This is a genomic window from Salegentibacter salarius (assembly GCF_900168265.1).
GTDB lineage: Bacteria > Bacteroidota > Bacteroidia > Flavobacteriales > Flavobacteriaceae > Salegentibacter > Salegentibacter salarius.
On record NZ_FVZF01000039.1, the window covers coordinates 1 to 9,347 of the forward strand.

12 protein-coding genes are annotated in these 9,347 nt (G+C 34.0%); all 12 read right to left on the reverse strand.

From position 1 onward, the window contains the following. Positions 1–141: 141 nt before the first annotated feature. The 12 genes from B5440_RS15210 to B5440_RS15265 all read right to left on the reverse strand — a co-directional run bounded on the left by B5440_RS15210 (position 142) and on the right by B5440_RS15265 (position 9,249). Positions 142–624, reverse strand: coding sequence for a hypothetical protein (locus B5440_RS15210; protein ID WP_079711066.1), 483 nt, complete (start codon positions 622–624; stop codon positions 142–144). Positions 625–935: 311 nt separating this feature from the next. After that, entirely contained in the window at positions 936–1,118 is a 183-nt protein-coding gene (locus B5440_RS15215) for a hypothetical protein (RefSeq protein ID WP_070054820.1), read from the reverse strand. Positions 1,119–1,375: 257 nt separating this feature from the next. Continuing rightward, positions 1,376–2,089: a DUF2971 domain-containing protein gene (locus tag B5440_RS15220; RefSeq protein WP_070054819.1), complete on the reverse strand. Its 714-nt coding sequence runs from the start codon at positions 2,087–2,089 to the stop codon at positions 1,376–1,378. A gap of 112 nt (positions 2,090–2,201) precedes the next feature. Next, a complete protein-coding gene (locus B5440_RS15225) occupies positions 2,202–2,567 on the reverse strand; it encodes a hypothetical protein (protein WP_070054818.1) in 366 nt (121 codons plus the stop codon). A gap of 164 nt (positions 2,568–2,731) precedes the next feature. Continuing rightward, positions 2,732–3,319, reverse strand: a complete 588-nt coding sequence (locus B5440_RS15230; protein ID WP_070054817.1) for a hypothetical protein — start codon at positions 3,317–3,319, stop codon at positions 2,732–2,734. A gap of 161 nt (positions 3,320–3,480) precedes the next feature. Next, positions 3,481–4,095 (reverse strand): hypothetical protein, encoded by a 615-nt coding sequence (locus B5440_RS15235; protein WP_157823652.1) that lies wholly within the window; start codon positions 4,093–4,095, stop codon positions 3,481–3,483. Positions 4,096–4,309: 214 nt separating this feature from the next. Further along, positions 4,310–4,894: a hypothetical protein gene (locus B5440_RS15240; protein WP_070054815.1), complete on the reverse strand. Its 585-nt coding sequence runs from the start codon at positions 4,892–4,894 to the stop codon at positions 4,310–4,312. Between the two features lie 156 nt (positions 4,895–5,050). Continuing rightward, positions 5,051–5,347 carry a hypothetical protein gene (locus B5440_RS15245; RefSeq protein ID WP_070054814.1) on the reverse strand — a complete coding sequence of 99 codons (297 nt, stop codon included), beginning with the start codon at positions 5,345–5,347 and terminating at the stop codon, positions 5,051–5,053. A gap of 142 nt (positions 5,348–5,489) precedes the next feature. Next, on the reverse strand, positions 5,490–6,029 hold the full coding sequence (locus B5440_RS15250; protein ID WP_070054813.1) for a hypothetical protein: 540 nt from the start codon (positions 6,027–6,029) through the stop codon (positions 5,490–5,492). A 154-nt stretch (positions 6,030–6,183) separates the two neighbouring features. Next, a complete protein-coding gene (locus tag B5440_RS15255; RefSeq protein ID WP_070054812.1) occupies positions 6,184–7,224 on the reverse strand; it encodes a hypothetical protein in 1,041 nt (346 codons plus the stop codon). A 640-nt stretch (positions 7,225–7,864) separates the two neighbouring features. Next, positions 7,865–8,371, reverse strand: a complete 507-nt coding sequence (locus B5440_RS15260) for a hypothetical protein (protein ID WP_232756033.1) — start codon at positions 8,369–8,371, stop codon at positions 7,865–7,867. Positions 8,372–8,592: 221 nt separating this feature from the next. Next, positions 8,593–9,249, reverse strand: a complete 657-nt coding sequence (locus B5440_RS15265; protein ID WP_070054810.1) for a carboxypeptidase-like regulatory domain-containing protein — start codon at positions 9,247–9,249, stop codon at positions 8,593–8,595. Positions 9,250–9,347: the final 98 nt, after the last annotated feature.

The following is a 9,347-nucleotide window of genomic DNA, read 5'->3' on the forward strand; positions in this document are numbered from 1 at the left end:
TGCCAACGTCCCGTATAAAAACTGTGCTGCTTACAGGTAATGATTTTTTCTGTAGGAAAAATCAGGTTTAGAAAAAAACGCACATAGTTTAAATTTGAGACTAAATTAAAGCATTGTTTTTATATTTTGTTGGGCACAGTTTTAATCCACGTAGAGCTCAGTTCCTTTTCCTAATTCTGAACCATTTACGACGAATTTGATATCTTTCTTTGATTTTGGAACTTGAACTATTAAAAAAGGTGATAGTTTCTCTTCGTCATTTTTGGTGTCGCTGTTAATTACATTGTAATTTACGATTAGATTCTCATCATTTTCTTGAATTCCTATCAATTCAATTTCGTCCAGGCCTTTTCCATCAGTGTCGGAGTGAAAAAGTTCAACTAACATTTTCTTTTTATAGAGACGTTTTTCGTCCAGGTTGTATTTTTTTCGAAAATCGCTCGGTAAATAATCTTTGTTGAAATATTTATTGAAACATACTATTTGAAGATCGGGGATTGGTGAGTCCGTTCCTTTTGCTATTATGGTATATTCAACATCATTTAAATTTCCTTCTTGTCCGTAGGATTCACAAAAAGAAATAATTGTCAGGGTAAGGGAAATAATAAAGGCTTTAATCTTCATTTTTTGTTGTTTTTAATTCTGACTAACGTCAAATTTTATTATTGATTTTCAATTAGTTGTATTTTTTCACTCTTTTACTAATTTCCTCTTTTCTCTATCCTTTTCCTTGACGTTAGCCGAAGAAATTAATGAAGTTTCTTCATTTGGAGAATTGTGCCCAACGTCCCGTATAAAAACTGTGCGAGCTGGCGAGCTTGATTGTCCGCAGGACAATCAGGCGCAGCAAGCGAGCACGGACTTTCTATTCGAGACAGGCTTGAGCATTGTTTTTATATATTGTTGCAAACTGTGCTTAAAATCCATTATTCGGATTATCCGTTTTCTTCTTGTTTTTTACTCGAAAAATACTTCCTTACGGCTAAAATAATTACAATTCCAGCTACAATAAAGAAAGCGATATTCTCATACTTTTTGCTCATATAGTTATTCGGAATATATGAGAGTCCGAATCCTATAGCTCCTCCTAGAATGATGGGTAAATATTTTTTAATCATTTGTTTATTAAATATATTTTACTATAAGTTTTCAATCAGCCGATAAGTGTATATTTCTAAATGAATCCTCTTTAGATATGAATTCTAACTTGATTTTTATTCGACTTTAACTCAGCATTGTTTGCAACGTCCCGTATAAAAACTGTGCGAGCTGGCGTGCGTGATTGTCCGCAGGACAATCAGGCGTTGCAAGCGAGCAGGAGGTTTCGATTCGAGACAGGTTTAAGCATTGTTTTTATATGTTGTTAGCCTTAGTTTTATAACCAGGAATCATTTATACCCGACATTTTAATACTAAAATTTAAGCAATGCTTCTCTTTTAAAAATTCTATTATCTCTAATAAACCTGATTCAAAAGCAAACGGAGATATATAGACTTCATCAATCAATTCATTAAGATCCACTTGAATATTTTTATACGCTAAGTTTTCATCATCTTCCATTCTGGTTAAACACCGAACTTCCTTCTCGTAATTGTAGTATATATGCTTTGATAAAAGTGTAGAAAAATGACCGATGTTGTAGCTCGGGTTGTCTTGATCAAAATATGAGACTTCTCCAATAAAGATTTCTTCTTCCGTATTTTTAAAGCAATTTTTTAATTTAGTTATATCCGTTTTAATAGCAACTCCTAATTTGTCTTTTGCATACATCTTCCACAATGCAAAGGATTCATTTTTGGCAGCATTCCAGGATAATATCAATGTTTTGTTTCTGGAATAATCTTCCATAAAATTTTTATATACATCCACAAAATTATCTTCTCTTCCATTTCGTCTATCGTGCTCTTTCATTCCTCTATAAACTGACTCTGGAATTTTGCCTTCCATTTGGTCACCGAGTAGACCTACCGAAGGAAAAAATAAGCTTGAGGAATTAACTATTTTTAAAAATTTCCATAAGTCCATATATCTCCATAATGGAAGCTGTGATATTGAATCTGTTTTAAGGTCAGCGTGTTTTACGTACATTTTTTAAATTAAGGCTAACGTCCCGTATAAAAACTGTGCAAGCTGGCGAACGTGATTGTCCGCAGGACAGTCCGCTGAGCAAGCGAGCACGGATTTTCGATTCAAGAACAAATTAAGCATTGTTTTTATATGTTGTTGTGTGTAGGCTTTTCTTATTTAGAAGATCTGTTATTGCTTTTGCTTTATCCAAGTCAGCATCTATGAGATAAACTTTAAAAGATTGGCTGGCGACCTTGAATTGCAGGTTCGGCTTATTTTTAAATTTACCACTGTTTCCACCACCTGTAATTAAATCCACCACAACACTTACAATAGAGACAAGCCAGTCCGTTTGTGCTGGATGGAATTCAACATGATTTAGTTTAAAAAAAGAATAGTGTCCATTATTAACTGGATCGGCAGAATCGAGTATCTGAAATCCGTTTTGATTAATGGTAATCTTAAGTTCTGGTTTATTTCTTAATTCAACGGTTTCCATTTTTTTGCATTCTGATTTAGCTTACACACAACGTCCCGTATAAAAACTGTGCGGCGATTGCCGGCGATGATTTTCCGCAGGAAAATCAGACGCAGCAAGTACGCACAGAATTTCGATTCAAGACAGGTTTTAGCATTGTTTTTATACAGTGTTGGCAACTGGGCTTATTCACCTTTAAGCTGTTTTTTTAAGTCCGATTTGATGATTAAAATCAGTTCGTTATATCTGTTTTTAACTCTTTGATTTCCAGCAATCATTTGTCGTTCTATTAAATGTTCTTCCAACTGGGTAGTTTTGCGATAATCGATAAGCATTTTCTTGCCAATTTCAAATTCGCTAAAGTGTTTTATTATGCCCGCTAATTCTTTATAGTGAACATCTTCAATAAATAACGATGCCTTCTCAATTTCAATTTTTGTTTCTCGTAATTGTTTTGAAAAGTTGACTAAATTTTTAGAGTTAGCTTTTTCCCAAAGGTTGTCAGCTGATATTTTTAAGTTTTGAAGACTTGACCATAATATAGAATAGAGTTCGAATTGTCTGTCAGAGTATCTTAATGTTGTTGTTTTTAGAATATCCAGCTTGTTCTGATATTCGTTGATTTGATTTTGAAATTTTGCAATTAACTTTTGCTCATATTTTTTGGAAAATAACTCTCCTAAATATTTAGAAAATCCGACAATAATTGCACCGGCTCCACCAACTGAAGCTAAAGCAGCAAATATTAATCTAAAGGTTTCATCCCAATTCATTCAATTTGTTTTTTCGCCTTGTTGCCAACGTCCCGTATAAAAACTGTGCGAGCTGGCGAGCTTGATTGTCCGCAGGACAATCAGGCGTTGCAAGCGAGCACGGACTTTCGAATTGAGACAGGTTTGAGCATTGTTTTTATATAATGTTGTGCACAGTTTGCTTAATTGTAATCGTCAATTCTTTTTTCCAAGACATTAAAATTTGATACGAAATCGGAGTAATTTTCCATCGATTCTTTAGCCTTTATGATCATTTCTTTAGCTTTTCCTTGATAGCCATAATCGATATACATTTCAGCGAGTCCGCGATAAGCCAGACCATTTAGAAAGTCATTTCTGTGCTTTTTTATTATGTGATTGTAATGAAATTCAGCTTTCTCTTGCTCACCTAAAATAGCGTAGAGGTCCGCCAAGTTATATTCTGCTGGAAAATATATTGAATCAGATGATTTGATTGCCTCTTTAAAAAGACTAATTGCTCTTTCAAAATCTTTTGTTCTTTCTTCTAAATTCCCTAAATCGTTCAATAAAATTGGATTAGTGGGTTCAATTTCCAAGGCACCTTCAAGCTGGACTTTTGCTAAGGAGTCTTCTCCTATTTTTATAAATTCCATAGCACCTGAATGAAGCTTTTCAATATCTTTATTGAAAATAAATCTATCATCTTTGTAGACTATATCATCTTGATTTTTGCAGTAGGCGATATAGGGCTCTTCGCTTACAGTTACATATTTACATCCTTGATCAGTGCAGCTCAGTAAACTATGTAACATCATAAACAAAAGAAATTTTCTGCAGGTTTTAGAGATTGTTTCTTTTCTGTAATTCATAACCTATTTATCGCTTTTTGGGAAAATTGTGCACAACGTCTCGTATAAAAACTGTGCGAGCTGGCGAGCTTGATTGTCCGCAGGACAATCAGGCGTTGCAAGCGAGCAGGAAGTTTCGATTCAAGAATAAATTAAGCATTGTTTTTATATGTTGTTGGCATTAGTTATTTTCAAAATAATGCCATTCACCAGGTTTTGTTTTTAATGACGGGTCGTTCAATCCGCTATCCCACCCTTTTAGATTGAAATTACTAGCTAAATATGATTGATACTTTTTAAATAGTTTTTTATAAATCGTAAAATCTTCATCAGTCACTGAAGGGTCAGTCATCTCAATTTGTTCGTTAAGACCCACTGGATATCGAGCATTTGAAATGCATTGAGCGGATAAAATAGATTGAAACTCTTTTTGCTTGTTGTTCGGTCGAAAATCGTTCAATCCTGATAACTCATTTAAATCGTGAGTTTTTATTGATTTATCAATTTTTCCAGTATTTACCAAATCAGGATTATTTAGAACAGCAATTCCCTTTAGAAGATTCTCTAGAGCATAGGCCATTAAAAGATATGTTCCCCTAGAATATGCAGGTCTTTTTATCCTTTGATTTGTATCGCCAAAGAATTGTGTATAATGAGCTTTATCTCTTATTAAATAGAGTTCTTCTACAACATCATTCAATTCCGAGGCGGCTTGAAACCAATGTTCTGGACTAGAAAAATATACAAATCGTTTTTTCTTATTCAATTGTTTTCTTAATTAATGCCAACGTCCCGTATAAAAACAGTGCGGCGATTGCCGGCGATGATTTTCCGCAGGAAAATCAGACGCAGCAAGTAAGCAAAGAGTTTCGATTCGAGACTAAATTAAGCATTGTTTTTATATCTTGTTGGCAACTGGCTTTTACCGTATTAAGAGTTTCTTAAATCCTTTTAGCATTAAAAATCCGATCATTAGGTATAGATAAGTGAAAATTGCGAAAACAGAAGCCGTTATCGGAGTAGCGATCAGTATCACCAAGAACCCCACAAATCCGTAATAATCTTCACCATTGAAGGTTACAGGTTCAACTCCTGCAATGGTCAGTAAACCAAAAATGATCGTAAACGGTAAAAAACCGAAAAGGAAGGTAATAAAAAGTCGGCTAAAGGTTGAAGTAGGCTTTTCCGTGTATTTTTCAAAGAAGTTCTTAATTTTCAATAGTCAGTTATTTTAAATTTTTAGCTTGTTGCCAACGTCTCGTATAAAAACTGTGCGAGCTGGCGCGCGTGATTGTCCGCAGGACAATCCGCTGAGCAAGCGAGCAAGAAGTTTCGATTTGATACAGGTTTGAGCATTGTTTTTATATGTTGTTGTGGTGCGTTTTCTGGTTTCTATTTTCTATTAATTCTATCAGAGCCTGTTTTGCTTCTGGAACTAGTTCTTGATTTAACTTGTCTTCAATTTCTGGGTCGCTCAATTCAGAAAATTTTTCTTTGAACCGTTTTAATTTTCTATCGTAATACTCCTGTTCTTCTTCCTCACTTTTTTGAATGGATCGGAAATATAAATCACTAATGCGTTCTCTATATTTAATTAAATAAACCACTAAAAAAATAAATGGTAATATCTGTATTGGAAAGAAAATAAAATAGAAGGCGAAAATGTAAGTAGAAAAAGCAATTAAATTTAAAGTTCCTAAAATCAATGTAATACCGAAAAAGTATCTATATAACCTTCTGTCAGTGAAAAAGAATATGCCACAAACCATTAATAATGATAATCCAATATATTGTCGGTAATTAAAAGTGTAATCGGTCAACAGAACTTGAAGAACTGAAACAAGTCCGATAATAGATAAGATTGCTAATGGTAAAAATTCTTTGATTTCCTTTGTTCTCATATTATTATTTTAATGCACCACAACGTCTCGTATAAAAACTGTGCGAGCTGGCGTGCGTGATTGTCCGCAGGACAATCCGCTAAGGAAGCGAGCAAGGAGTTTCGATTTGAGACAGGTTTTAGCATTGTTTTTATATGTTGTTGGCAGCTGGGCTTTATAGATTCCTGGCTATATTAATAAAATCGCTAATATTTTTACCCCTAATTGCCATACCTGCTTCCTGTGGAAATTCGAGTTGATATCTACCACTTGCAGTTGCATTCAATGCATAATCGAATCCATCTATTGTTACAATGCACCAATGTTTCTCACGACATTCAATAATTACTTCATCTGCTAAAAATGGCCAATCTCCTTTATATTCGGACTTATTGATTTTTTTACTTTTGTATTTTGGATTCAACTTTCTGTCCATTTCGTCTTTTAAAGTTCTCTTATGGACTTTCTTTGGTTTTTGTTTATGTCTGGTTGTGATTTTTCTGTAATCCGTTGTTCCATAATTACTTTCTCGTAATAACGCGAAGTTGAAATATGAACCTACTGTTAACTGAGTACCCTTAGCACCCAAACAATTAAAATTAAATTGTCGTGAGAGAGATGAAATAAATTTTTCAAAAATTACAATTATATATAAACTAACACTCTCATAAATTTCGTGTTGTTTATCAAAATCGTTTAGTTTTTCTAACCAGTTTTTATCTTTTCTAATTATTCTATCTTCAAACTTTGTCCAGGCTGTTTTGGCATTTATACCTATTTGTTTATTCTCTGTAATTAAATCGAAATTGTGATACCTTGCTTTTTTTCCAAATTCCGAAAGAATGGAGAGCATTTCATTTAAATCTTTATCGGATTGCAAAAATTTCAAGTCTTCTTGATATTGATCTCTTTCATAATCTTTTATGTACTTATCCAAAATTTCCTTTAGAAGTAGTTCTAAATCGTGGCCAAGGTTTTTTAAATATTTAAAATCAGGATATTGTTTGTGCAAATCATAGTATGCAAGACATATATACGATTTAAGGAATCGCTCAAATCCTTGAGAAATTAATTGAAATGGGAGAAAGTAAAAATCATTGTCTAAATCTATATTTTGTAGTTCTCCAAGTCCAAGCTTAATCAATTTCGAAGATGTATCTAATTCTTCTAAAATTGCGATGTCTTTTTGAATATCAGAGTTTTTATCTTCTTTCATCCTATTTTCTTTGCCTTGCTGCCAACGTCCCGTATAAAAACTGTGCGGCGATTGCCGGAGATGATTTTCCGCAGGAAAATCAGACGCAGCAAGTACCCTAAGTGTTTCGATTCAAGACTAATATAAGCATTGTTTTTATACATTGTTACCAAAATGTGCCGACACGTTTGAGTAAGCACGTTTTGTTTTTCTGATTTTAACGCCTGAGTGAGAGTCCGCTGCTCTTGTCCATGCTGGAAAACCAGCAAAAGCCTTTTTTAAAAACCCCAAGCCAAGTAAACAAATCCGTTTTTTCGTCCGCCGCGGTTATAATTCAGGTCAGCTTTTTCCCGTCCTGTTTTTTATGCGCCAGGTTTGGCTTTGTTTTTTAAAATTAAGAAAAATTTCCACTATTTTGCCCGCCCTGTTTTTCAAGGTTTACGCGTTTTTCAAAAATGTTTTGCGAAGGATTTTTTTATTAATATCAACTTTTTTCCGACGAGTTTTTGGAGGCATTTTTGGTAACGTCTCGTATAAAAACTGTGCGAGCTGGCGGGCGTGATTGTCCCCAGGACAATCCGCTGAGCAAGTGAGCAAGAAGTTTCGATTTGAGACAGGTTTAAGCATTGTTTTTATATGTTGTTGCCAAACGTTTTTTTCTTCAACTTATCCAACTTCCAAAACTTTCTTTTTCAATCCATTTTCCATTGATTAGCTCATAGATCCTTTCTTCTCCCCCACCACATAAACCACCGCAAACTGTTCCCAGTTGGACATAAGCTAAATCAAAAGTTTCATTAAAGATAGGTTTGCTTATTGAGCTGTAACCATTTTCGCAATTTGTTTCAAGCCAGTTCCAAAAAGAAAATCCACCATTTTCCGATTTCTTTTCAAATTCCTCAAATTGTTCTTGGGTCAATATTTTCTTGTTTGGAACTAAATCTGCTGTAAGTTTGAAATTTTTGTACAAGTGTGATTGTAAATTATAATGAACAGTATCTTCTATTTTCAAATGATTTTTAACGTATTCATCAAAATCCGAAACCATTGGGTAGGAGATTGCTTTTGGCTTTTCCGTTATGCAACTCGAGGATAAAAAGCCTTTACTTTCGTCCTGCAAAATCTGCGTGATTATTTCCGTCGTTTTTTGCGCGTCTATTGTCTTCAATTTTTTTAAATCTGTTGTGATATGAGATTTGCAACTGAAAATCAGAATCAGAAAAAGGAATGATATGTAGAATATATTTTTCATCAAATGTTTGGCAACGTCCCGTATAAAAACTGTGCGAGCTGGCGCGCGTGATTGTCCGCAGGACAATCCGCTGAGAAAGCGAGCAGGGAGTTTCGATTCAAGAACAAATTAAGCATTGTTTTTATATGTTGTTGTGGTTAGTTTTCCTGAAGTCTTTTATTCCAGCCTCGAACTCTTGAATTCTTATTTATAACTTCAAATGAATCTTTCTTGTATTGGTTTATTTTCAGTGTGTCTGTTTGATGTAAAATCGGTGTAGGCATAGATCCTTCTTTTAAATAAACATCGATTTCATAATTAAAATCTTGTCTTAGCTGGATTGTCTCTCGAACATACCCTAAATAAGAAATTATTAATTCTAAATTTTGATCCTTTTTTTCCAATTTAAGTTGACCATAACCAAGAGTATCAGCAACAACTCCATATTTTGAGTTACTCACAAAAATATTTGCTCCTCTTATTTTGTTACCTTTTAAATCCATTGCGTTTACTTTTAAATCAATAACTGGATTACTATTAATCCAAAATTTTAACTTATGGTAACTTAACTCCAATGGTTTTGTTTGATTGTAATTTAAAATAAGATATTTATCAGTCTGGTCAAAAGTCCCGGAACCATATGAATGAATCCCACCATGTCCTCCTTCTTCGAATGAAAATCCATTTCCTTTAAATTCTAAACATTCAAAGAAGTCCCCGGTCGGATTATCCACGCAATAAATTCCTTCCAATTTATTTTGTCCGAAAGAAAATACTGTGTATCCAACTAAAAGAAAAGTGTAGAAGTTTTTCATAGTGAGTAATCTATATTAACCACAACGTACCGTATAAAAACTGTGCGAGCGAGCGAGCTTGATTGTCCGCAGGACAATCAGGCGTTGCAAGAGAGCAG

Excerpts from the sequence above, each read along its gene's own strand:
- B5440_RS15215 (WP_070054820.1), bottom strand. The coding sequence starts at position 1,118 with ATGATTAAAAAATATTTACCCATCATTCTAGGAGGAGCTATAGGATTC.
- B5440_RS15210 (WP_079711066.1), bottom strand. The coding sequence starts at position 624 with ATGAAGATTAAAGCCTTTATTATTTCCCTTACCCTGACAATTATTTCT.
- B5440_RS15255 (WP_070054812.1), bottom strand. The coding sequence starts at position 7,224 with ATGAAAGAAGATAAAAACTCTGATATTCAAAAAGACATCGCAATTTTA.
- B5440_RS15265 (WP_070054810.1), bottom strand. The coding sequence starts at position 9,249 with ATGAAAAACTTCTACACTTTTCTTTTAGTTGGATACACAGTATTTTCT.
- B5440_RS15250 (WP_070054813.1), bottom strand. The coding sequence starts at position 6,029 with ATGAGAACAAAGGAAATCAAAGAATTTTTACCATTAGCAATCTTATCT.
- B5440_RS15230 (WP_070054817.1), bottom strand. The coding sequence starts at position 3,319 with ATGAATTGGGATGAAACCTTTAGATTAATATTTGCTGCTTTAGCTTCA.
- B5440_RS15225 (WP_070054818.1), bottom strand. The coding sequence starts at position 2,567 with ATGGAAACCGTTGAATTAAGAAATAAACCAGAACTTAAGATTACCATT.
- B5440_RS15220 (WP_070054819.1), bottom strand. The coding sequence starts at position 2,089 with ATGTACGTAAAACACGCTGACCTTAAAACAGATTCAATATCACAGCTT.
- B5440_RS15235 (WP_157823652.1), bottom strand. The coding sequence starts at position 4,095 with ATGATGTTACATAGTTTACTGAGCTGCACTGATCAAGGATGTAAATAT.